The organism is Shewanella canadensis, assembly GCF_003966225.1.
GTDB lineage: Bacteria > Pseudomonadota > Gammaproteobacteria > Enterobacterales > Shewanellaceae > Shewanella > Shewanella canadensis.
In genome coordinates, this window is the sequence record NZ_RXNU01000005.1 from 354,554 (window position 1) to 377,723 (window position 23,170).

At 44.8% G+C, this 23,170-nt stretch carries 20 protein-coding genes; 10 read left to right on the forward strand and 10 right to left on the reverse strand.

All coding sequences use genetic code 11. The annotated features are described in order from the left end of the window. Positions 1-349 precede the first annotated feature (349 nt). The 3 genes from EKG38_RS12105 to EKG38_RS12115 form a co-directional block, all read right to left on the reverse strand. Positions 350-2,803: an EAL domain-containing protein gene (locus EKG38_RS12105; RefSeq protein ID WP_126520502.1), complete on the reverse strand. Its 2,454-nt coding sequence runs from the start codon at positions 2,801-2,803 to the stop codon at positions 350-352. A gap of 6 nt (positions 2,804-2,809) precedes the next feature. Continuing rightward, complete coding sequence (locus EKG38_RS12110; RefSeq protein ID WP_185826845.1) at positions 2,810-3,856, reverse strand: polyamine ABC transporter substrate-binding protein; 1,047 nt, start codon at positions 3,854-3,856, stop codon at positions 2,810-2,812. Positions 3,857-4,411: 555 nt separating this feature from the next. Further along, positions 4,412-4,834 carry a VOC family protein gene (locus EKG38_RS12115; RefSeq protein WP_126520504.1) on the reverse strand — a complete coding sequence of 141 codons (423 nt, stop codon included), beginning with the start codon at positions 4,832-4,834 and terminating at the stop codon, positions 4,412-4,414. 239 nt (positions 4,835-5,073) lie between these two features. Between EKG38_RS12115 and EKG38_RS12120 the strand changes: the two genes are divergently transcribed. Then, entirely contained in the window at positions 5,074-5,970 is an 897-nt protein-coding gene (locus tag EKG38_RS12120; RefSeq protein ID WP_126520505.1) for a DMT family transporter, read from the forward strand. Between the two features lie 46 nt (positions 5,971-6,016). Here EKG38_RS12120 and EKG38_RS12125 read toward each other — a convergent pair whose 3' ends face one another. Further along, the gene (locus EKG38_RS12125) at positions 6,017-6,475 is read right to left on the reverse strand and encodes a DUF4442 domain-containing protein (RefSeq protein WP_126520506.1); all 459 of its coding nucleotides are present in this window, start codon (positions 6,473-6,475) and stop codon (positions 6,017-6,019) included. Positions 6,476-6,658: 183 nt separating this feature from the next. Between EKG38_RS12125 and EKG38_RS12130 the strand changes: the two genes are divergently transcribed. Next, positions 6,659-7,153: a hypothetical protein gene (locus EKG38_RS12130; protein WP_439332654.1), complete on the forward strand. Its 495-nt coding sequence runs from the start codon at positions 6,659-6,661 to the stop codon at positions 7,151-7,153. Between the two features lie 150 nt (positions 7,154-7,303). Continuing rightward, complete coding sequence (locus EKG38_RS12135) at positions 7,304-8,590, forward strand: acetyl-CoA hydrolase/transferase family protein (protein WP_126520507.1); 1,287 nt, start codon at positions 7,304-7,306, stop codon at positions 8,588-8,590. A 106-nt stretch (positions 8,591-8,696) separates the two neighbouring features. Here EKG38_RS12135 and EKG38_RS12140 read toward each other — a convergent pair whose 3' ends face one another. From EKG38_RS12140 to EKG38_RS12155, 4 genes are all read right to left on the reverse strand, one after another. After that, positions 8,697-9,062 carry a hypothetical protein gene (locus tag EKG38_RS12140; protein ID WP_246033156.1) on the reverse strand — a complete coding sequence of 122 codons (366 nt, stop codon included), beginning with the start codon at positions 9,060-9,062 and terminating at the stop codon, positions 8,697-8,699. 67 nt (positions 9,063-9,129) lie between these two features. Beyond that, positions 9,130-10,050, reverse strand: coding sequence for a M14 family metallopeptidase (locus EKG38_RS12145; RefSeq protein ID WP_126520508.1), 921 nt, complete (start codon positions 10,048-10,050; stop codon positions 9,130-9,132). Between the two features lie 103 nt (positions 10,051-10,153). Continuing rightward, on the reverse strand, positions 10,154-10,660 hold the full coding sequence (locus tag EKG38_RS12150) for a GreA/GreB family elongation factor (protein ID WP_126520509.1): 507 nt from the start codon (positions 10,658-10,660) through the stop codon (positions 10,154-10,156). A 141-nt stretch (positions 10,661-10,801) separates the two neighbouring features. Then, positions 10,802-11,170: a hypothetical protein gene (locus EKG38_RS12155; RefSeq protein WP_126520510.1), complete on the reverse strand. Its 369-nt coding sequence runs from the start codon at positions 11,168-11,170 to the stop codon at positions 10,802-10,804. A 232-nt stretch (positions 11,171-11,402) separates the two neighbouring features. On the opposite strand from EKG38_RS12155, the gene gcvA reads away from it, so the two are divergent. From gcvA to aguB, 4 genes are all read left to right on the forward strand, one after another. Next, a complete protein-coding gene (gene gcvA, locus EKG38_RS12160) occupies positions 11,403-12,320 on the forward strand; it encodes a transcriptional regulator GcvA (protein WP_126520511.1) in 918 nt (305 codons plus the stop codon). Between the two features lie 258 nt (positions 12,321-12,578). Further along, positions 12,579-13,676 (forward strand): agmatine deiminase, encoded by a 1,098-nt coding sequence (gene aguA, locus EKG38_RS12165; protein WP_126520512.1) that lies wholly within the window; start codon positions 12,579-12,581, stop codon positions 13,674-13,676. A gap of 70 nt (positions 13,677-13,746) precedes the next feature. Then, positions 13,747-14,835, forward strand: coding sequence for a polyamine ABC transporter substrate-binding protein (locus EKG38_RS12170; RefSeq protein WP_126520513.1), 1,089 nt, complete (start codon positions 13,747-13,749; stop codon positions 14,833-14,835). 92 nt (positions 14,836-14,927) lie between these two features. After that, the gene (gene aguB / locus EKG38_RS12175) at positions 14,928-15,809 is read left to right on the forward strand and encodes an N-carbamoylputrescine amidase (protein ID WP_126520514.1); all 882 of its coding nucleotides are present in this window, start codon (positions 14,928-14,930) and stop codon (positions 15,807-15,809) included. Positions 15,810-15,860: 51 nt separating this feature from the next. On the opposite strand, the gene EKG38_RS12180 is transcribed toward aguB, so the two are convergent. Further along, on the reverse strand, positions 15,861-17,003 hold the full coding sequence (locus tag EKG38_RS12180; protein ID WP_126520515.1) for a ribosomal protein uL16 3-hydroxylase: 1,143 nt from the start codon (positions 17,001-17,003) through the stop codon (positions 15,861-15,863). Positions 17,004-17,367: 364 nt separating this feature from the next. On the opposite strand from EKG38_RS12180, the gene fusA reads away from it, so the two are divergent. Both fusA and EKG38_RS12190 read left to right on the forward strand, forming a co-directional pair. After that, the gene (gene fusA / locus EKG38_RS12185) at positions 17,368-19,461 is read left to right on the forward strand and encodes an elongation factor G (protein WP_126520516.1); all 2,094 of its coding nucleotides are present in this window, start codon (positions 17,368-17,370) and stop codon (positions 19,459-19,461) included. A gap of 168 nt (positions 19,462-19,629) precedes the next feature. Further along, positions 19,630-20,256: a 3'-5' exonuclease gene (locus EKG38_RS12190; protein WP_126520517.1), complete on the forward strand. Its 627-nt coding sequence runs from the start codon at positions 19,630-19,632 to the stop codon at positions 20,254-20,256. A gap of 115 nt (positions 20,257-20,371) precedes the next feature. Here the strand turns inward: EKG38_RS12190 and EKG38_RS12195 are convergent, their stop codons facing one another. Further along, positions 20,372-21,079, reverse strand: coding sequence for a DUF3334 family protein (locus EKG38_RS12195; RefSeq protein WP_126520518.1), 708 nt, complete (start codon positions 21,077-21,079; stop codon positions 20,372-20,374). Between the two features lie 353 nt (positions 21,080-21,432). Here EKG38_RS12195 and EKG38_RS12200 point away from each other — a divergent pair, with 353 nt between their 5' ends. After that, positions 21,433-23,070: a methyl-accepting chemotaxis protein gene (locus tag EKG38_RS12200; protein WP_126520519.1), complete on the forward strand. Its 1,638-nt coding sequence runs from the start codon at positions 21,433-21,435 to the stop codon at positions 23,068-23,070. The last annotated feature ends 100 nt before the right edge of the window (positions 23,071-23,170 follow it).

Here is a 23,170-nt window from a genome sequence, read left to right on the forward strand (position 1 = left end):
GATAAAACATGCGATGAATACTAAGACTCAATTGAAAAGCGATCAAGTCCTCTGAGTTTGATGCTGACATCGACCAAGATCAAAGTTAGATGGTGCGATTTACCCCGACTAAGATCGTGTCTGCACCACCCCTGCCATCGGCAGGAATATTGGTGGTGACTCCACGCTTACGAAATTCTATCGAAGCTAAAGGCACATTTTGTATCACTATAGTTATGATTTGTGGGTGCTTTGGGTAACGAGGCGTAAGCGTTTGTAAGCGTAAAAATTGAATTGCTCCAGTGAGAGACATTGAAGAGTATTCAAACAGGGCATGCTACGAAACGGATAGATTTATCTTATCGTTTAGTTATCCCGTTTGGCTCTCCTCTTCGGAGGTTTCCTTAAGCAGTAATCGGGTAATATCATCGGCCGTTTGTGGTCGACTAAACATATAACCTTGAAGTAGATCGCAGCCTTCCTTGACCAAAAAGGCAAGATGTCCTCGCTCTTCTACCCCTTCGGCTACGACTTTAAAGCCAAGCGCATGCGCCATAACGATAACGGCGGATAAGATCACATTGTTGTTTTTATCGTTAATATCACGAATAAAACTCTGATCAATTTTCAAAATGTCGATGGGCAGGTTTCTCAAATAGCTCAAGGAGGAGTAGCCGGTTCCGAAATCATCCAGGGCAACCCTGATCCCTCTACTGCGAAGCCATTCTAATGTCACAAAGATCTCTTGCTCACCATTGATAATGGTTGTCTCTGTTAGCTCGATATAGAGAGTACCCGGAATTATCCCGCTATTTTTTATAGTTTGGTACAACTCTTGGGCAAACTTGGGGTTGTTCAGCTGTATCGCCGAGACATTGATAGCGAGTTGGATATCGACGATTCCACTATCCTGCCAAATTTTTAGTTGACGACATGCCTCACGAATGACCCAGTCACCTATTACCGTGATTAAGCCATTTTTTTCGGCTAAGGGAATAAACTTGTCAGGAGGAATGAAACCAAACTCAACGTCATACCAACGAATAAGGGCTTCCAGTGAGACAATACGGTGAGTATTGCTATCTACGATGGGTTGGTAGTACAGCTCAAATAGCTCATGTTCTACCGCTTCATGCATTTTTTGCTCTATGACAGAAAACTCATCATTTTGACGGCTCAAGTTATCAGAAAAATGCTGGTAGCCTCCTTTCCCCTTCTTTTTTGCATGATACATGGCGATATCTGCATTTTTTATTAACGCTTGAGTCGTCACTCCATTTTGTGGATAGCAGGCAATACCGATACTGGCGCTAATATAGTAATTCTTTCCGCCAAGTAAAATTGGTTGAGATATGATCTCCAGGATCCGCTTCGCGACTTTTTCAGCAGTTTCAATGGAAGGCAGTTCACCAAGGAAGACGGTAAACTCATCCCCACCGAGTCTGGCTACCATATCGCTATCGCTAAAGTGCTCACAGAAATCTTTACTACGCAGATTGTGTTGTAAACGGTCACCAATTTCATGCAGAAGTTGATCACCCGACTGGTGCCCTAGGCTGTCATTAATATGTTTAAAGTTATCTAAGTCGATAAACATGACAGCAAGTTGTCCCCGATCGCACTTGGCCGATTCCAAAGATAGGTTCAGATGTTTGGTAAACATAAACCGATTGGGTAATCCGGTAAGAGGATCGTTAAAAGCCAATTCACGGATTTTCTCATTTGATTTAAAAAGCTTAAGGCTCATCCGGTTAAACTCTTTCCCTAACTCATTAAGCTCATCATCACCCGATGTTTTCACCTGAATCAATTCGACATTATTACCCAAACGCAGAAATGCGTGATGCAATTTATTGAGTGGACGTACGATTTGGAAATGGCTCAGGAAGATCAACAGAGGAACGGAAAATGCGACCGTGGAAAGCGTCATAATGGTCACTAACCAGCTCATATCTCTGCTGTATTGCAGCAAAATGTTCTCGGGGAGTAAGGCATGTAACCATAAACCCTGTTTCAGGGAGATGCTGGTGTGGTAATAGCTTTCGCCATCGAGTTCATGAACGCTAAAACTAGACGGCCTCTCTGAGTCTTGTTTTAAAGCCTGGTAAACCGAGGTGATATCTGTCGCCGTTTTAGCAGAATAGGGTAAAACCGCGGCCCCCGATTGATCAGTAATGATAAAACGTCCTCCACTCCAGGGAGAGTCAAGAAGCACTTTGTTTATGGCATCCAGGCTAACCGTGATGACAAAATAGCCTCGCATTTTAGGCGCGGCATTAAATGACTCTACGGCCTTATTGATGATATCTACACGCTTTGACACATATAGGCTAAATTTGTCATTGTCCGGGTTAGTCAGAAACTGTGTTTTCTCATTATGTTCATCATGCCCCATTGAAATAAAGAGTTCACTCGCCTCCTCTTCCTCTTTAAGGTTCGCGATAAAATAGGAAGTTAAACGGAGATCCTCATAACCATCGGGGAGTATTACCCGCATTTCGTAGTATTGAGGAAATACCTTCATGATGCTTTTCAATTTCCGCAGCAAGGGGCGCTGCATCAGCGTATATCGCTCATCCTCATTTTCGGTCAACATGTAGTTATGTAACAAGGAATCATCTGCAATCAACTCTACATTAGCTTGCGCCGTGCTCACTAGACGGTCCGTTTGAGCAACGACTTGTTCAAGGTACTTAGTCACCTGAGTCACACTGCTTTTCTCTGCTGCACTCTTGAGTTCAACAAAAGCCATGGCCCCCAGCAATATGAGCGGGATGCAAACCAGCGATGTCAATAATAGAGGTAGTTTCGTCTTAAGTTTCATAGGCGCCTAAGGCAAAATGTTGATACTGATAATATTACGTTTACGCTGGATCTTGGCTGAAAGAGGCTTATAGAACTCGGAGTTTTTAAGGTGTTCGGCATCGGGATAGATCACCTTATCGTTCAAAAACTCATCGGGTAATAGTTTTTCAGCCGCAAGATTCGGCGTTGCATAATAGACAAATTGAGCGAGTTGAGCCGCATGCTCGGCTTGATTAATAAAGTTAAGAAAAGAATAGGCGAGATCCGGTTCTTTCGCCTTTGCTCCTATGGTGAGGTAATCAACCCAAATTGCCCCGCCTTCTTCAGGCAGCACAAAGGTCAGGTTTTCGCTGTGCTCCTTTACCATCATGGCATCACCGTTGTAGATCATGGATGCTAATATCTCCCCGGTCACTATGGGGGAGTGTTCATCGAGCGTCATATAGATATAGGAGTTAACCATAGCCTTTTGTGATTGCAGCACTTTTTCAACTTCATTGAGCTGCATACTCACTTCGGTATTAGCCGAGTAACCTAAGGATTTAAGCCCCATACCGATCAGATCGCGGGGCTCGTCAATCATGCCAACCTTACCTTTTAACTCAGGAGCAGGGCTGTATAGCTGTTTCCAATGAGTGATAGGCTCTTTGATGACATCATGGCGATAGACGATACCTACGGTTCCCCAAAAATATGGAATGGCATATTCCACCGCTCCGGGAAATGCGCTTCTCCATTTAGGGCTCAATTGTTCAAGAAAGAGGAGTTTGTTGTTGTCGAGTTTGGCAATCCAACCACGATTTATATAATTTTGCAGATCTACACCCGAAGAGAGGATGAGGTCGTAACCATCGGCGTTATTTTGTAGTAGAAGATCGGAGCGTTGCTCATCGGAGCCATAAAATACTTCGGAGACTTTGACCCGATACTTTTGCTCGAAACGCTGAACGAGCTCCGGATCCAGGTATTCGCTCCAATTAAGGATCGTCAGCGTTCTCTCAGCGCCATAGGAGATCTGAGTAAACAAAGAGAGAAGAATAACTGCTACACACGGAGTAAGATTAAATCTCAAAAGTATGCTCATCCTTGGTATTAAATCCATTTACCATACTCATTATAGACACTCTTATCGTGTAATCCATAAGTTGATAGTCTATAACATATTGAATAACATAGTTCTTTACATAGTTCTTTACATAGTTCTTTACATAGTTCTTTACATAGTTCTTTACATAGTTCTTTACATATAAAATTTAGCGCAGTCATCGGTTTGAGCATCAGGGACATAGAATAAACAGATTAGCCTTCAATTTACCTGACAGGTTTAAGAGTTCATAACTAATTCAAGGGCTAATAATTCAAGAGCTAAGCCCATGTCTACACGAAGCAAAACCTAAGGTCTTTAACGACAAAAATCTCCCTTCTTTAACTACTCAAGTTACTAGAATACAACCAAAAGGTACACAAGTAATCACTGACTACTCACAAGAATTAGGTTCAAGTCTCAAATTCAAAACTAAACAAACTCGCCTCTCGTTTTGGAATGAAGTCCAATGCACTACAGACATATCAAAAGGCTTTATTTATCAATAAAGGGCCTGATGTTTTTGGATCTGAACAAGCAAGGTTATGACATTCTCATGACCATGGGATGATTGTCATTCATCTGCACTAAGTCCCAAAGGTTTCCATATAGATCTTCAAACACGGCAACGGTGCCATAGTCCTCCTCTTTGGGCGGTCTGATAAAACAGATACCTTCGGCACACATTCGATGATAATCCCGCCAAAAATCATCTGTATTAAGAAAAAGGAACACTCTGCCACCTGTTTGGTTACCGATAAATCCTTCCTGTTCCGCTTTAGAGGCACGCGCTAACAGCAAGGTTACACCTTTAGAGCCGGGTGGAGAGACGACAACCCAACGTTTATCTTGCTCTGCCTGATAGGTATCTTCGACTAACTCAAATTTCAGCTTGTTAACATAAAAATCGATGGCTTCATCATAGTCTTTGACCACCAATGCGATATGAATAATTGATTGTTTCATCTGTTACCCTGTTAAATTCTTCCGAGATGATAATAACTTTACTTGCCGGATTTTAAAAAGGTTTGTTAAACCGCTTCCCTATATCCATAATGATTAGCCATTAAACCTATGACGAAATGAATCACACACTATGCCAGTGATATCTTGTACCAGTGATATCTTAGTGCCAGTTAAACATTAGTGTGAGTTAGTTTTGGTGTGAGTTAATCTTAGAGTCTGTGATCTATTAGGACGGTGCGATGCAATCTCAAGCGCTATACATCTTATTGGCTCTGTTGTCGGCAATCATAATGGGCACCATAGGGGTATTCGCTAAATATGCAGCTCTGCCCGCCGAACAGATCACTTTTTTCAGGCTCTTGTTGGGTTCACTGTTTTTAATCAGTTTTATGTTTATCTCAGGTAAGAAAGGGGACATTTTCCACAAACCGAGTAAACGTCACCTGTTTAATGGTCTTATGCTGGCAGGATTTATGTCTTTTTATGTGAAGGCCATCGAGTACACCAGCATGGCAAATGTCATTATGGTGATCTATTTAGCGCCACTACTCACCGCCATAGTGGCGCACTTTGTATTTCGCGAGAGACTCAAACTGGTTAATATTATCGCCATCGCCGTCGCCCTGACAGGGTTTAGCCTGATGAGTACCGCCCCTAGCGCCTCTGAGATACCAGATGCAGGCCAATCAAAAGGGCTACTCTTCTCTGTTGTGGCCATGCTTTCCTATAGCGGCTTTATGCTGATAAACCGAAAACCCAGCCAAGCTTCACCCTATCAAAGTACGTTAGTACAATTATCGGTCGGTGCCTTGTGCCTGTTGCCTCTGGTAATAATGGAACCCGTACCGATCGATGCGGAGCAGCTGGCTTGGTTACTGGCTATCGGTTTGATCCCGGGATTCTTAGCGATTCTATTCGCGGTGAAGGCCCTTCAACATCTTCCCGCTGTTACCTTTGGCACCTTGGCTTATCTTGAGCCTGTCGCAGTTGTCTTTTTAGCCTGGTGGCTGTTTGCAGAGAGCTTAACGCCGATACAACTCTTTGGGTGTAGCTTAATTATTCTTGCAGGGATTGCACAAGGCGGGCTGAGCCAAAGCCCTCGACTACGAAGCAAGAGTACGCCCTCCCGATATTAATCAAGTAAACACCTGCCCATGCTCAAAATAGAAGTACACCAGACACTTAAGTCTTATGCGGCTTTTTCTTTACATAGAGGGTTTTATTCACTTTAGCGACGACCTCATCATCTTCGTCAACTATTGCCAATGAAAACATAGGAAAATACTTTTCGCCATTATCCGTGTTTAGTTTAATTTGCTCCAATTGGTCATCTGAAATTGTTATCACACATCGAACCGTTTTTCTGGTCGCCTTTAAAAACTCGATATTTGCTGCACTGTCCCATACCCAGTATCCATCACCGAGCAACTGCATCAATAGTAACATCAGATGTGGATCGATCATGGAGTAGAGACTACCGCCAAAGTGGGTATTAACCGCATTACGATTAAACCAACGCACAGACATGGAAACATGCAGCTCACGCCAATCCTGGCTCAAATAGGCAATTTTAATGCCCGCTCCGAGGTAAGGCGGGTAAAGATTAAGTAATCGTTTAAATAAGTTTGGGCTTAATTTCATTTTACTTCCTCTTAAGCTTAACATTCCAGACCGGGGATAATACCAATCGGTATAAAGCCCTGATGACGCTATCTCTGCCTTGAAAATGGCAATAAACAGTTCTTGTATTGGGCCTATAAGGCTTGCTAGTGTACAACACAATAATCTATTTCCATTTTGTTACTATTTCTGACGAAAATATCAATGAAATACAAAGTACTAAAAACATTTCACTCTGGATGCAGAAGTCTGACTAAGCTGACTCTACTGTTATTTATGAGTCTTAGCATGACGCTACCTAGTCTTGCCGATGAACTTAAGCCTTTTACCAGTGATGGTTGCAGCCTATTCCCGGATGGGAGCTTTACTCAAAACACCTTATGGCTAAGCTGCTGTACGGCCCATGATCGGGCCTATTGGCAAGGAGGCACCTATGAAACACGTCTCAAGGCGGATCTGGAGTTAAAACTTTGTGTTACCCGCCTCGGTGAACCAGCATTAGGCAAACTGATGCTGGCGGGAGTGCGTATCGGAGGTTCTCCCTACCTGCCCTCCGGTTTTCGCTGGGGTTATGGCTGGAGCTATCCACGAACTTATGCCCCGCTCACTCAATCAGAGCTAACCAGGGTGCAAAACCAATTGCTACATCAAGGGTTGACGGTACCAACATTAATCGGCAAGCCTGATCTTAATCAATGACTCTCTTTTCACTTCTCCGTATGGTATATCTCAAATTGAGCAATTCAGTATATTTAAAAGTGCTAAATGCTCGATAAACAAATTATTTTCCCAGCACTATCAATATCTAAAGAAGAACTTAAACAATAACTTAATCAACGGATATCCTTAATGGCTCCAATCATTTGTAAGAGTGCACTCGAAGCAGTTTCCCTCATCCAAGATGGCGAGACCCTCTGGACCCACTCTATGGGAGCGACTCCCAGATTACTGCTCAACGCCTTGGCTCAGCATGCTCTAACCAAGAAAGATCTCACCCTGTTACAACTTCATACCGAATGCGCCGAATCCCTTAGCGATGAAAAACTCAAAGGACACCTGCGCCACCGCTGTTTCTTTGGTGGATTACCGACGCGTCTATTGCTACAGCAAGGTGATGCCGACTATGTCCCCATCTTTCTCTCGGAAGTTCCTAAACTGTTTCGCTCGGGCGAACAGAAAATAGACACCGCCATCGTTCAGGTTTCGCCACCCGACAAGCACGGCATGTGCTCCTTAGGTATTTCGGTGGAAGCGACACTGGCCGCCTGTCAGATGGCCGGAAAGATCATTGCACATATCAACCCGCAGATGCCGCGTACCCATGGTGATGGTTTTATCCATTACGACAAGTTTGCCGCGGTCTACGAGGCCAGTGCTCCTCTTCCCCAGCACCCACTCGCTGCCAGCGATGAAACCAGCCTGGCGATTGGTAACAACGTAGCCGAACTGGTCAGAAATGGCGATTGTCTTCAGATGGGGATTGGCGCAATTCCGGATGCGGTACTCAGCTGCCTTGGTGGACATAAAGACCTCGGGGTCCACACTGAGCTCTTTTCCGATGGAGTGCTAAAACTGGTCGAGAGCGGCGTGATCAACAATAGTAAGAAAAAGGTTCATCCCGGTAAACTTGTTACTGGCTTTGCCCTTGGTAGCCAGCGACTCTACGACTATGTTGATGATAACCCTTCGGTCATTTTCATGGATATTGAGCAGGTAAATGACACCTCCATTATCAGAAAAAATCCGAATGTGATGGCAATTAACTCCGCGCTTCAGGTCGATATTTCAGGTCAGATCTGTGCAGATTCTTTAGGGACTCGCATCTATTCTGGTGTGGGCGGTCAGATGGACTTTATTCGGGGAGCGGGTTTATCGGAAGGGGGACGTTCGGTTATCGCGCTTCCGAGTACCGCCGCGGGTGGCAAGGTCTCGAGAATAGCGACAGTCCTCTCCCCGGGCGCCGGCGTTGTGACAACCCGAGCTCATGTTCACTATATTGTCACCGAGTACGGTATCGCCAATCTTCGTGGGCGCTCGCTACGAGAGCGAGCCAGAATGCTGATCGACATAGCCCACCCGGATTTCAGAGAACAGCTTTGTAAAGAAACCTTCGAAATGTGGGGGCTGAGTGTTTAATTGCTTATTGCTATTACGAGGTAATTTGTAATGTAAGCCAGTTGTGTTCGACAACTGGCTGATTAAAGGCGATTAATTGTACTTAATGTTATTATACCGATTGGTATTAAGGCTCGACGCCGTAGGCAGTGGCACTGACTAAGATACATTGCACCGAATAACCAAACTCCAGCCAAAGCTTATCATCTATGGAGACGTCGGTTAAAAATAGTGTCCCCTCCCTTTGCCCCTTTGCATCGGCTATCGCTGCGTTCGTTGATGTAGAGTCACCTTGTGGGATGAAGTAAAGCGCTGCCGTTTGACAACTTTTACCTTCTACAGGCCCAAGATTTGTCAGACCCTGCTCCTCTATTTCATTGCTTCCCACAAATGTTTGCGTCACGAATGAACCATGGTTAGCTAAGTTGCACCCGGTTAACAATAACAGTGACACTAATAGTGCTGAACTTAGTGCTAAATGACGTAGATTCAAAGAGTAGCCTCCGACATATTGTTGCCTAAAATCTAATAGTACTGCTGATAAACCTAACAAAAAACCGTTAGCCTGTCTTTAAGATAAAATCCAACCCACCTGTTATCGCAGCAACTTGTGCAAGGATACAGTTTTCATCGTCGACTCGAGGGCTGTCAGGATAAACCTCAGTTGTCGTCGTAAAGGCCGCGTCACTAAAACCGATACATAAGCCCAGTGCCTTAGTCGCGTAATTTACCACCCCCTCCTGAGAAAGCGGGACGCCGATGAGTTTACCCTCCTCATCCGGCGGCGCGATATGTGTCACCTGGGCGACGACCTCAATAATCGCTTGTTGAAATTCATCAACCGGGTTCTCTGTATCCCCCACAAGATAAAAACCATCAGGGATGTTCCAATTGTTATGCACACTGCCATCTCTGGCAGCCAGTGCAGGCCTGAATTCGCTGTTATCTGTGTCAGTGGTTTCATGCAGATCGATATGTGCAGTGAGCTTAAGGTCAAGTTCGGCGATATATCGCATCAAGGCAGCCGATTCTTCAGATGGACTGTTTTCATAGAAGGAGCGATTGGGATCGACCGCATTAGGGTTCCAACGGTTAATGGTTTCATATCCCCAGGGGCTCAGACATGGCGCAACTATAATGTTGAACTGTTCGCTATAAGACTCAGCTTGGGTTTCAATAAATCGAATGGCCCCCTGAACACCACTGGTTTCATAGCCATGTACGCCTCCGGTGACCAACATGGTCGCCTTGTTGCTATCCCATTGACGGCTCCTCACGACAAACAGTGGGTATGTGCCCGCATCATAAGAGAGCTCACCATATTGTTCGACATCGAAACGCTCCTTCAGAGGCTCAAGTTTTGATACCACCTCTTTTTGATAGGAGCGTTTGACCTCTTGTTGAAGAAGCCATAACCTTTTCTCCTCTTCAGCCCATTTATTGCCCGGTATGCCGATCGAATAGGTTGCTAACTGTTTCATATTTTGCCTTATGATTGGAGGAGTAGATGATAATACCTTGAAGTTGCAGCCAAACAACAGTGTGGCGATAAGCGGCATAGGATTAAGTGTAAAAAATCAATCATCAGTAAACGCCGATGATCTCATACTCCTTTCGATTAGCCCCGATATTTATAACCACTGTGTCGTCCAACATTCGACCAATTAACGCACTACCAAGGGGAGAGGAAGGCGTGATGATCATTATCTCAACCTCCTTTGACGAGGCCAGACTATCCACCGTCATAGTAAATTTTACGCCACCGGCGCCGGGTCCGATAAATAGAGATTGTTCATCATCTTTCTCATCCATGATGACAACCAAAGCCCCTAGCCCTATCGGCGTTCCATCATTAAATGAGCAGAGTTTAAGTCCTGTAAACGCCTTGAGATCCATCGAGCACTCTGCCACACGCTGAGCTTGTCCATGTGCAAGATACGATGCTTCCAGCCCAAATGTTTCGTACTTACTCCTGGCGACCGCTTCACTATGGGTGGCAGTTTCATGGGCTTGATTGGCCGCCTTTTCAGCGGACAACTTGATGGCATCGAGTTGTTTGAGTATTTCGGAGAGTAATATTGATTTATTCATCTTGATTTCAGATATATGTTGTGGTGATAAAACTCGATATTTTGGCAGTGAAAACCCACTGAGCTTTTATGAATTAACCCGGTGGCTACTTTCACTACCCATTAAAGTTCACCTATTTAGCTTACTGTTACACCAACAAATTTAACCACCATTAATAATGCCGAGAAGTCTATTGATAAATCGTTTGACCGCCTCTTTATCGGAAAACTTAAATGCTAAACCATAATGAATACCGTTGAGGCTCTTCTGCACACGTTTAGGAAATCGAGTCATCTCATTATTATGGAAATAGCCCTCTTTGTGTTTTACCCCTTCGAGTTCAGAAAGATCGGCCAGAAACACTTCATAAGCAGGCCTGATGACCAGTTGGCAATCTTTATCGGCACCATGAAGGTAGATAGGCTCTTTGAGCTCCGGCAACATATATTCGGTGATTTTCTTAATGGTGAAATTTGTTCTGCAGTTGAGTGAACTTAACTCAGCCATCAATTCGCTGTGTTCAATTGCCAATGGGACGCTCCTAATGTGTTGACTCTGGCTGAGAAAATTCCCGCCGCCACGAATGCTATTATCATCCGGACTCTAGCAAATATACGCTTCTCATGCTGCATAAATAATATTTAGTTGTCTTCACTTTTTCATTAAAACACAGCGTTATAAGATTGTTATTGTTAATCCCACTCGTTCTGGCTTAGTCTAACCACACATTGACCATTATATTTAATAACCATATTAGAGGCTTATGCGTCGTCTTCCTCCACTAAACCCCTTGAGGGCATTTGAATCCGCTGCCAGACACGAGCATTTCTCTCGTGCTGCCGATGAGTTATGTGTCACTAACAGCGCCATTAGTCATCAAGTGAGGACTTTAGAGGAGGCTTTAGGGATCACGCTATTCGAAAAACAAGGGCGTAATGCCAAACTGACACAATCGGGTAAAAATTTACTTCCTGCAATACAGGAAGCCTTCGATATCATAGGTGAGGCGTGCGAGAAAGCGGTCAAACCCGGGTTGACCGGCCGCTTGATTATCTCAGCCCCGCCAGAACTCTCTTCCAAATGGCTGATTAGGCAGATAGGTGATTTTGCCGACCGTTACCCTTCCATCGATGTCAGTTTACTCGAACACGCCAGTGATGAGCAGATCATCAATTCAGAAGCAGATCTGAGTATCATCTATGGGGCCGGAGATGGAGACTGGAACCGTTATTGGGTAACACCACTGCATCCTATTCAATTTTTTCCCGTATGTAGCCCACAACTCCTAGAGAAGAGCCATTCTCTCTCCGAACCACTGGATCTGGCACACCAACGACTGTTACACGATGACCGGGATGGTAAAACCTGGGCCACCTGGCTAGGCGCCCACGCTCCACACATTGTTAATATTCCTCAACACCTCAACTTCTCACATGCAGGACTCTCTCTGGAGGCTGCCATCGCGGGCTACGGCCTCGCCATCGGTGACAACTACACCGCCTCGGCAGACCTGGCGAGCGGTAACTTAGTGCGTCCTTTCGAACAAAGTGTCCCCTCCCTTGGCAATTATTATCTGGTTGCCGAAAAGCGCAAAACCGGTGACGCAAAACTCAACGCTTTTATCGACTGGTTGCTGACCCGGATAAATGCCCAGTTCATCGACACGACCCAAGCGCTTTAAACACTTAACCTCTATCCGCAAGGTTGAGGTCATCTGCCCGGTGTATCTGGCCAGGAAGATACCTGTCTGGTCTCGCCCACTCATACCCCATAACAGCACGAATTAAGATGAGATTTTCTCTACTTTTACGGTGATATTTTGCAAATCCTATACTTATTGATGAAAAAATCTAACCGATTAGCACAGTTTTTATCAGTAGACCCTCCCCCTTTGCCTCGTTAGGTTTGAAGTTATCCTAACAAACGACAAGGTAAAGATATGCCACGTACATTAGACTCCACACCACGTCAGGACGGCTTTCGTATGCCCGGAGAGTTTGAACCCAAGAAAGGTTGCTGGCTCGGTTGGCCTGAGCGCTGTGACGTTTGGCGTAACGGTGCAAAGCCTGCACAAAAGGTCTGGGTTCAGATATGCACCGCCATTGCACAAAGTGAGCTGGTAACGGTTTGTGTTTCCCGGGAACAGTATGAAAACGCCCGTGCCATGTTGCCCGATACGGTTCGCGTGATAGAGATGAGCACCAATGACGCCTGGTTCAGAGACTCGGCCTGCGCTTTTCTGGTCAACGATAGAGGGGATATCAGAGGCACTGATTGGACATTTAATGCTTACGGAGGTCTCAATGGCGGGCTTTATTTCCCATGGGACAGAGACGACCAGATAGCGCAGAAGATCCTCGAAATAGAAAATCTCGATAGATACCGCTCCCCATTGATTGCCGAAATGGGTGGCATTCAGTGTGACGGACAAGGCACCCTACTCACCACAGAGCAATGCTTGCTCAATCCCAATCGCAACGGTCATCTGAGCAAAGAGGCGGTCGAGCAGCAATTACGGGATTATATGGGAGTCGAGAAGATCATCTGGTTGCCCCGAGGCTGCAAGTTTGATGAAACCGATGGCCATATCGACGATCTTGCCTGTTGGGTTGCCCCCGGAGAACTTCTGCTCCAATGGACGGACGATGAACACGATCCCCAATATGAGATCTATCAAGAGGCCTATGAGATCTTGAGTCGCAGCACCGATGCCAGAGGCCGTTCAATTACGATCCATAAGATCCCGCAACCTAAAGCACTCGAGTGGACGAAAGAGGAAGCATCAGGGCTTGATGGCGCCACGGGGACCCATGCCCGTGTCGCCGGCACCCAAATCTGCGCCTCCTACATCAATTATTACATTGGCAACGACGTTATCATGGTTCCCGCCTACGACGACCCCATGGACGAACCCGCTCAAGCGGTGCTCAGAGCCCTGTTTCCAAAACATAAGGTGATCGGGATCCGAAATGCCCGTGAGATATTACTTGGCGGTGGCAATGTCGCCTGCATCACCCAACCGCAATACGCAGGTTAACAACTTATCTACCAAACAGCCTGAATATCATGACAGAAATAAAAACAGACACTTGCAACAGGAAGCAAAGATGAAAACTCAAACAAAAATACTGTTCGCTACATTAGTACTTTGTACCACCTCGGTCTCGGCGGCTGAAAACACACTCAACATATACAATTGGTCCGATTACATCAGTGAAGAAGCGATAGCCTCATTTGAGGCCAAAACCGGTATTGAGGTCAATTATGATGTGTATGATTCCCAGGAGCTGGCAGAAACCAAGCTGCTGGTAGGTAAGACAGGATACGATCTTGTCGTATCATCGGGCTCTTTTCTACAACGTCAGATCAAGGTAGGGGTATTTCAACCCTTGGATAAGAGTCGCCTTAAAAACTACCATCATCTGGATCCTAAGGTATTAGAAATTGTCGCTTCTTTCGATGAAGGTAACCAACATGCCATTCCCTACATGTGGGGAACGACAGGGATAGGTTACAACATAGATAAGGCCAGTCAAATTCTGGGAAACAAGCCAGTCAACAGCTGGGAGCTCTTGTTTCAAGTCGATACCGTATCTAAATTTACCGATTGCGGTGTCGCCATGGTCGATGCCCCGAGTGAAGTCGTCAGCGCCATGCTCAAATATTTAGGCAAGAACCCCAACTCTCAAGATTTAGCCGATCTTAAGCTGGTTGAGGAGCATTTATTGAAAATACGCCCCTATATCACCTACTTCCATAGCTCTTCCTATGTTACGGATCTGGCCAGCGGTAACATCTGCCTCGCAATGGGGTGGAGTGGTGATGTGTTTATGGCAGCAAATCGCGCTATCGAAGCGAAAAATGGGATTAACGTCAACTATGTAATTCCACGCGAGGGGGCACAAGGCTGGGCGGACACCTTCAATATCACCATAGATTCTAAAAATGTGGATGCGGCCTACGCCTTTCTCGACCATATCTTAGAGCCACAAGTGATAGCCGGGATCTCAAACTATGTCTGGTATGCCAATGCCAACCAAGATGCTTTCGAATATGTCGACAGTGATATCACCTCACATCCCGGCATCTATCCGGATAACAAGACACGTGACAACCTCTTTGCCGATAAGGGGCGCACACTCAAATATGAACGCGCAATGAATCGAATGTGGACTCGGGTCAAGACGGGCCTGTAATATTCAAATGAAGAGACATGAGGTAATTTCGAGGTGCTCAATATCGATTGAGCCCTTCAACTATATCTAAATATTCAATAGAGGCCATTAAGATGTCAACACTCATTAAGTTTGCCGCGGTGCAACTCTCGATATCATGGGATCTGGATAGTAATCTATCTAAAGTCACCCAGGCCATCACAGATGCGGCGCAGCAAGGCGCGCAGGTTATTGTATTGCAAGAGCTGTTTGCCGCCCCCTACTTTTGTAAGCAGCAGAGGGCAAAATATTTCGAATTAGCCGCGGAGCGAGAAAAACACCCATTAATAGAGAAGATGAGTCAGCTTGCTAAGTTACTCAAGGTGGTGCTCCCGGTCAGCTATTTTGAAAAATCAGGCAACACATTTTTTAACTCGATGGTGATGATCGATGCAGACGGACGTATATTGGATAACTACAGAAAATCCCATATACCCGATGGTCCGGGTTACTGCGAAAAGTATTACTTCAGCCCTGGAGACACAGGTCTCAAGGTATGGCAGACACGATATGGCTGTTTCGGTGCAGGGATCTGTTGGGATCAATGGTTCCCTGAGTTAGCCCGCAGTCTGACACTCGCCGGGGCCGAAGCCATTTTCTACCCCACCGCAATTGGCTCAGAGCCACAAGACCTTGACTTAGATTCCAAAGGACATTGGCAACGTACGATGCAAGGACATGCTGCAGCGAATTTAGTTCCTGTTATAGCAGCAAACAGAACCGGCGTCGAAACAGATGATGGTATAGAGACTCAATTCTATGGCTCCTCATTTATAACCGACCACACAGGCAAAATGTTAGCCGAAGCGGGCCGAAACGATGAAGAGATCATCTATGCAGAGATAGACCTGCAAGCAACCCGCCAAGCACGCCATAGCTGGGGCCTGTTCAGAGACAGACGCCCCGAACTTTACTCTAGATTATTATCACTCACGGGTGAAAGTGAGCAGAAGTAACCTTAAAAAAATGGCGCCAATTAAGGCGCCAATTTTTTAAGTATGAGGAATTCAATCCTCTTCGAAATACCAATATCCGCTATTAATCCAATCGGTTAACTTTTCAATAAATGTCTGATTAGCTAACCAGGGGGCTAAACTGGTGGCGCTCAGCATCTGATTGTCACATAACACAGGTATCGCGTCCGCAAGCTCTTGGGGCAAAGTCACCTGCTCCCCATTGATGTAGAGTATCCCATGCGATACTGATGTGTCGAAATAAAGCGCTCTGAGTCCACCCAATCTGGTTAACTCATTCTCTTTGAACATTTCAATCACATCGTCACACTGAAATCCGAGATTGTCCTCAGGCAGGTCCAGTTCACATTTTGAGTTGGTCAGGTAACGACCAGAAAACTCACTGATCAATTTATCATCCAGAGTTGCCAGCAATTGCGCCTTAATTCGCGCTAAGTCTGTTGCGTTAACTCGCCCGCTTTGTTGACTCAACTCTCTGTCAGCATCTTCTATCTGCTCACAGCCTAATTCATTATCGATAAGGTGATCGGCTAACGCGCTGACCATATCTTTTGCCGAAGCGGTTCGATAACCGACCGAGAAGCTCATCGATGCCTCTAAAGTTATCCCGTCGTGAGGATAGCCCGGCGGTAGATACAAGATATCGCCCGGTAATAACTCTACATCAATAATCGGGTCAAAGGCTTCTGTGTGGAGTAATGCAGGATGGGCCGCAAATTCCTTGTGTGAACCGCGGTCACCTACACGCCAGCGGCGGCGACCCGAACCTTGACAAATGAATACGTCATACAGATCGATATGGGGCCCGACACCTCCACCTGGAGTAGCATAACTCACCATCACATCATCGAAGCGCCATCTGGGGATGAAGTCAAAACACTGAATGAGTTTCTCAGCATCGGGTAACCAATTATTGAGGGCTTGAACCACTAAGGTCCAGTCTGACTCACCCAAGTGCTCATAACTCTCAAACGGCCCAAATTCGGCCTGCCACTCACCCTCACTCTTATATACCCTACGTGATTCAACGAGTTCATCACATGCCAGTCCGGCCATCTCTTCAGGTGTAAGCAAGTCTTTGAAGTTATTGAATCCTTGTCGAATAACCAGTGGTTTCTTCTGCCAATAGTCTCTGATAAAGATTTCCGGTGTCAGTGCACCTAACACAAGTTGCATAGTTTATTAACCATAAAAAATTTTGTCGATGCTAACAATTAATTGGGATTGAAACACTCGATAAGATCATAAAACAGCAAGTCGTAATACACGAAAAAGGAATTACAAATAAATTAGTACTGAACAAAGGTCACATTTGGGAAAAATGATATAAGCAAAAACAGACCCTAACAATTGACCAGCCACATGGCTACAAGTCTCACCCAGCAAGGGTATCAGAAAGGTGTAAGTCATTAGACTTTAGCGTTAACTTTGGATATTTAGCCAAAATTGAACGATTTTGATAAAAATCTATAAAACAATTCGAAAAGTGTTGATATACTTCCCCCCGAATTTTAGAACGTAACTCCAATAGAGTAGAAAAATGACTGATTTATCAAAGTACAGAAACATTGGTATCTTCGCTCACGTTGACGCGGGCAAGACCACCACAACAGAGCGTATTCTTAAGCTTACCGGTAAGATCCATAAGATCGGTGAAGTTCATGATGGTGAATCTACAACTGACTTCATGGAACAGGAAGCTGAGCGTGGTATTACCATTCAGTCTGCTGCTGTAAGTTGTTTTTGGAAAGATCACCGTTTTAACGTTATCGACACCCCTGGCCACGTTGACTTCACTGTAGAAGTTTACCGTTCTCTTAAAGTCCTTGATGGTGGTGTTGGTGTATTCTGTGGTTCAGGCGGTGTTGAGCCTCAGTCAGAAACAAACTGGCGTTATGCGAACGAATCAGAAGTTGCTCGTATTATCTTCGTAAACAAGTTAGACCGTATGGGTGCTGACTTCTTACGTGTAGTTAAGCAAACTAAAGATGTACTAGCGGCTAACCCACTAGTTATGGTTCTTCCTATCGGTATCGAAGATGAGTTCTGTGGTGTTGTTGACCTGCTAACTCGTAAGTCTTGGATATGGGACGAAACTGGTGAAGCTGAGAACTACGAGATCTCAGACGTTCCTGCTGACATGGTTGAGCTTGTAGAAGAATACCGTGAGATGCTAATCGAAACTGCTCTTGAGCAAGACGATGACCTATTAGAAGCTTACATGGAAGGCGAAGAGCCATCTATGGAAGACGTTAAGCGTTGTATCCGCAGCGGTACTCGTACAATGGACTTCTTCCCAACATACTGTGGTTCTGCATTTAAGAACAAAGGTATGCAGCTTCTTCTTGACGCTGTTGTTGATTACCTACCAAACCCAGTTGAAGTTGATCCACAACCTCTTACTGATGAAGAAGGTAACGAGACTGGCGAACATGCAATTGTTGCTATCGACGAGCCATTTAAAGCACTAGCATTCAAAATCATGGATGACCGTTTCGGTGCCCTTACCTTCGTACGTATCTACTCAGGTAAGATCAACAAAGGTGATACCATCCTTAACTCGTTCACAGGTAAGACTGAACGTGTTGGCCGTATGGTTGAGATGCAAGCCGATGAGCGTAACGAACTTGATTACGCACAAGCGGGCGACATCATCGCTATCGTTGGTATGAAGAATGTACAAACTGGTCACACTCTGTGTGATGTTAAGAATCCTTGTACTCTTGAAGCTATGGTATTCCCAGAGCCAGTTATCTCTATCGCTGTTGCGCCAAAAGATAAAGGCGGATCAGAGAAAATGGGTATCGCTATCGGTAAGATGATTGCAGAAGATCCATCTTTCCGCGTAGAGACTGACGAAGATTCAGGTGAAACTATTCTTAAAGGTATGGGTGAGCTTCACCTGGACATTAAGGTAGATATCCTTAAGCGTACATACGGCGTTGACCTAATTGTAGGTGAGCCTCAAGTTGCTTACCGTGAAACTATCACTAAAGAAATTGAAGATAGCTACACGCATAAGAAACAGTCTGGTGGTTCTGGTCAGTTTGGTAAAATTGACTATATTATCCGTCCTGGTGAGCAAAACACTGGCTTCACTTTCAGCTCTAAAGTTGTTGGTGGTAACGTTCCTAAGGAATTCTGGCCTGCAGTTGAGAAAGGTTTCGCATCTTTGATGGATACCGGTACTGTTGCTGGTTTCCCTGTACTAGATGTTGAATTAGAGCTTCTTGATGGTGCTTTCCACGCAGTTGATTCGTCAGCTATCGCGTTCGAAATCGCTGCTAAAGGCGCATTCCGTCAATCTATGCCTAAAGCCGGTGCACAACTTCTTGAGCCTATCATGAACGTTGACGTATTCAGCCCAGATGACAACGTTGGTGACGTAATTGGTGACCTTAACCGTCGTCGCGGCATGATCAAAGATCAGATGGCTGGTGTTACTGGTGTTCGTATTAAAGCTGACGTACCGCTTTCAGAAATGTTCGGTTACATCGGTTCACTACGTACTATGACATCTGGTCGTGGCCAATTCTCTATGGAATTCGCTCACTACTCACCATGTCCAAACAGTGTTGCTGAGAAAGTAGTTGCTGACGTTAAAGCACGTGAAATTGCTGCTGCTAAGAAGTAAATTTACTTCTTAAGCACTTTCTAAACATATAAAAAGCCCGCGACTTACCTCGCGGGCTTTTGTGTTTAGAACACTTATGTACATTTATACCCGTATCACAAGGAGTCAGAATAAATGGGCGTTGTTTTCTGTATTCCGTTGATAAAATTAAAGTAAGGTTCTATATCCATGACCACTAGTTCCGCAAATTCAGTAATCGTCCTCGATTTCGAAACCACTGGCTTATCACCCAATCAAGGCGATCGCGCCATTGAGATTGGTGCCGTAAAGTTACAAGATGGGATTGTCGTCGATACATTTCAACAGTTAATGAATCCGGGCTTTAGAGTCAGTGGTTTTATCGAAGGTTACACAGGCATAACAAATGCCATGTTGAATTCAGCACCTTCCTGCAGTGAGGTCATGGCTCAATTTGCAGATTTCATCGGTAATGAAAATTTAGTCGCTCACAATGCGTCATTCGATAAGCGATTTCTCGATGCCGAGCTCGATGGAATTGGTAGAACTTATGGCGGCGAATTTGCCTGTTCTATGTTGATTGCCCGCAGGCTATATCAAGCCGCCCCTAATCATAAACTGGGGGGACTCGTCGAATATAAACAGATTGAGAATGACGGTGTTTTTCACAGAGCGCTCGCCGATTCAGAAGTGACAGCGAAACTCTGGCTTAAAATGCTTGAGGATATGCAAGATGACTATCAGATAAGGTCCCCAAGCTTTAATTTCATGCAACAACTATCTAAAAAGTCAAAATCTGCAGTCAACACATTCTTAACGATAAATTGCCGGCGTTGATTCAAACTCATCGCTATACGCGACAATTAAGTGAACATTAATTTAACGGCACCAGCTATATAATACCGATTGGTATAAGTGCTAAGTGCCGTCAAAACGGTATCAATACACAGGGTTAAATTCCCAACTCGTTAAGCAGATCATCCGCATCATCACCTGCCATCTCTTTATTTGCAGCCTGAGTCCAGGGAGAAGCTTCTGGCTTACTCTCATGCTTGTTACCATGTTCAGCCAAAAGATCATCTGGATCGAACTCATCTTCGGCATCGAACTCGTCTAACTTGATAAACTCGGTTTTATCCATAGCGAACTCAAGATAAAAAATATGATTGTTTTGAGTTCTAAACGAGACTCGTCTCGCCACGGCTTCATCTAAATTCGTGTCAATGGAGATAGTGAGTTCTTTATTAATCGTCAACATCTTTGGCTGACTCTGATGAATGGAGGTTTGAAGCTGTTTATTCACTTTGCTGATAAAGTCACCCAAAATTTGATTCATCAACTCCCCCATTACATCACCGACTTCATCCGATGTATGAGAGAAGGCTAACTCAGCTTCAGGCATTCCCATCTGTTGCATGTATGAGCGATAGATCTCAATCGCAGCAGGTGCCGAGAAATTGATAACAACTAAACCGGAAAACCCACCGTCGAAAATAGAAAAACAACCTAGATCAGGCTTTAGGCAGGTACGAGTGATGCTTTGAACCATCGCGGCATGAGAAATTTGGCTCGCGGTTGTACTCGATAGTACGTGAGAAACTGAATGGCACAATTTCAATAAGATATCGTCAGAGGTAACAATTTCAGGTGATTTATTCATGGGCTAAACCAATAAAAGACAATGTTTAATTTTGCGCTCAAATGAACAAAAAATCAAAGCGAAAACAATATATTAAACAATTTCTAAACAAGCAAACCACAAGTCACCACTAACCCGCTGTAATATATGGATATATTGTCTTCTAGCCACCGTTTTGGCACTAACGTGCAAGTTGATTGATTAAAACAGATAGATTCATAGAACTTTAACGAATTTCATATAATTTTCTCGATAAAGTGAACAAGCTCTAATATTTGACAAAAGAGTCATAAATCACCTGTAAATCATTCAATTACACTCTTTATCAAGGTATATTTCATCTGTTGTTACGCCCATTTTTAGATAGGATATCTATGATAGCCATACTCAGACGTTTCACTATACTTCACCGTTTAATCTTGATGTTAGCGCTTGCCGCTATAGGCACCTTTGTTTTTGCCAGTTTCTCCATCATTGAACAAAGAAATAACCTGATTGAACAGAAATGGGTTCAAAATGATGCACAACTCAGTACCGTTCTCAGTGTTATAGAGGCGCATCGCCAACAGGCACTCGAAGGCAAGATAACCTTAGATGATGCCAAACAGGAAGCGGCAAACTTAGTCAATAAAATAAACTTTGGTCATGATGGATTTTTTATCCTTGTTAATGCAGAGAATAACATCATCTCCCATGGCGTCTCTCCAAAACTCATTGGCCAAACTTCAGACATTATTCGAGCACAAGATGGTCATATCACACTGTCTGATATGGTAAAAGAAGCACAGAGAAACTCTGTTGCTAAACAGACATTTGCCTTTAAAAAACCGGTATCTGGTGTCGTAGAAGAGAAAATGCTTGAGGCCAGGTATTATCCATCCTGGCAATGGACGCTGATAACCGGCGCTTACATGAGCGACATTAACGACGCCACGATCGCACTACTCCCCGGTTATCTGGTCATCATGACCTTGATTGCCGCGCCAATATTTGCTTTTTTCCTTGTTCTCAACCACTCCATCAGTACGCCATTAAAAGAAGCCATTGCAGCAATGGAAGATATTGCCAAAGGTGAAGGCGACCTGACTAAACGTCTGCCGACAAAAGGTAATGATGAAGTGGTCGAGCTCGCTATTGCCTTTAATCTTTTTGTTGAAAAGATTGGAAACACAGTCGGGCATCTAAAGCCACTAGGATCTAGCTTGAATCAAGATGCAAACCGCTTACTCGCATCTGTCGAGGAGACGAACCTGAGCGTCGACAATCTTCATCAAGAAACAAGCAGCGTTGCCACAGCCATCAATCAAATGTTATCTACAACCCATGAGATGGCCAGTAATACTCAACAGGCTGCAGATGCCGCTAACAGCGTAAAAAACCAGGCTCAGCAAAGTAAAGCCATGATGGACCTGACGGTGTCCAATTCTGAGCAATTGGTCGATGCGCTGCAAACCGCAGAGTCAATTACACATGATTTAGGCAACTCCTCACAGCAGATCGGCAGTATTTTGGACGTCATAAGAGGCATTGCTGAACAGACTAACCTATTAGCACTCAATGCAGCTATTGAAGCCGCACGAGCCGGCACGCACGGCAGAGGCTTTGCGGTCGTAGCCGATGAAGTCAGGGCTCTGGCAACCCGAACTCAAGAATCAACCAATGAAATTCAAAAGATTATTACCGAAATACAATCGGGTGTCTCTTCGGTCATGACCAGCAACGCTGGCACGCAACAAACCTCGGTTCAACTTCAGTCGCAAGCCAGGGAAGCAGGTGATGCATTAGGAGAAATTTTAGCGCTTATCGCCCATATCAGTGATATGAATACCCAGCTCGCCAGTGCCACCGAGGAACAATCCTTGGTTACCGAAGAGATTAACCGAAATATCTGTAGCATTACCGAGCTCACAGAGGTCTCGGTACAGGCTAACGAGAGCAATCGTTGTGCAGCCGTTTCCCTGCAGAACATCAGTAAAGACACGGCGCAGACCCTTGGCCAATTTAAAGTTTAAGTTTCAAATGGGGTCGTTGGGGGCGTTTCGCCTCCAATCTGTTAGATAAAGTGTGATAAGCTTATGGAATAAGGTTTTTATTCTCAATTGAGGTCACACC

Coding starts and splice junctions, on each gene's coding strand:
- EKG38_RS12120 (WP_126520505.1), top strand. CDS start 5,074: ATGCAATCTCAAGCGCTATACATCTTATTGGCTCTGTTGTCGGCAATC.
- gcvA (WP_126520511.1), top strand. CDS start 11,403: ATGCGTCGTCTTCCTCCACTAAACCCCTTGAGGGCATTTGAATCCGCT.
- EKG38_RS12135 (WP_126520507.1), top strand. CDS start 7,304: ATGGCTCCAATCATTTGTAAGAGTGCACTCGAAGCAGTTTCCCTCATC.
- EKG38_RS12200 (WP_126520519.1), top strand. CDS start 21,433: ATGATAGCCATACTCAGACGTTTCACTATACTTCACCGTTTAATCTTG.
- aguA (WP_126520512.1), top strand. CDS start 12,579: ATGCCACGTACATTAGACTCCACACCACGTCAGGACGGCTTTCGTATG.
- EKG38_RS12195 (WP_126520518.1), bottom strand. CDS start 21,079: ATGAATAAATCACCTGAAATTGTTACCTCTGACGATATCTTATTGAAA.
- EKG38_RS12130 (WP_439332654.1), top strand. CDS start 6,659: ATGAAATACAAAGTACTAAAAACATTTCACTCTGGATGCAGAAGTCTG.
- EKG38_RS12145 (WP_126520508.1), bottom strand. CDS start 10,050: ATGAAACAGTTAGCAACCTATTCGATCGGCATACCGGGCAATAAATGG.
- EKG38_RS12190 (WP_126520517.1), top strand. CDS start 19,630: ATGACCACTAGTTCCGCAAATTCAGTAATCGTCCTCGATTTCGAAACC.
- EKG38_RS12105 (WP_126520502.1), bottom strand. CDS start 2,803: ATGAAACTTAAGACGAAACTACCTCTATTATTGACATCGCTGGTTTGC.
- EKG38_RS12170 (WP_126520513.1), top strand. CDS start 13,747: ATGAAAACTCAAACAAAAATACTGTTCGCTACATTAGTACTTTGTACC.
- aguB (WP_126520514.1), top strand. CDS start 14,928: ATGTCAACACTCATTAAGTTTGCCGCGGTGCAACTCTCGATATCATGG.
- EKG38_RS12180 (WP_126520515.1), bottom strand. CDS start 17,003: ATGCAACTTGTGTTAGGTGCACTGACACCGGAAATCTTTATCAGAGAC.
- fusA (WP_126520516.1), top strand. CDS start 17,368: ATGACTGATTTATCAAAGTACAGAAACATTGGTATCTTCGCTCACGTT.
- EKG38_RS12125 (WP_126520506.1), bottom strand. CDS start 6,475: ATGAAATTAAGCCCAAACTTATTTAAACGATTACTTAATCTTTACCCG.
- EKG38_RS12150 (WP_126520509.1), bottom strand. CDS start 10,660: ATGAATAAATCAATATTACTCTCCGAAATACTCAAACAACTCGATGCC.
- EKG38_RS12115 (WP_126520504.1), bottom strand. CDS start 4,834: ATGAAACAATCAATTATTCATATCGCATTGGTGGTCAAAGACTATGAT.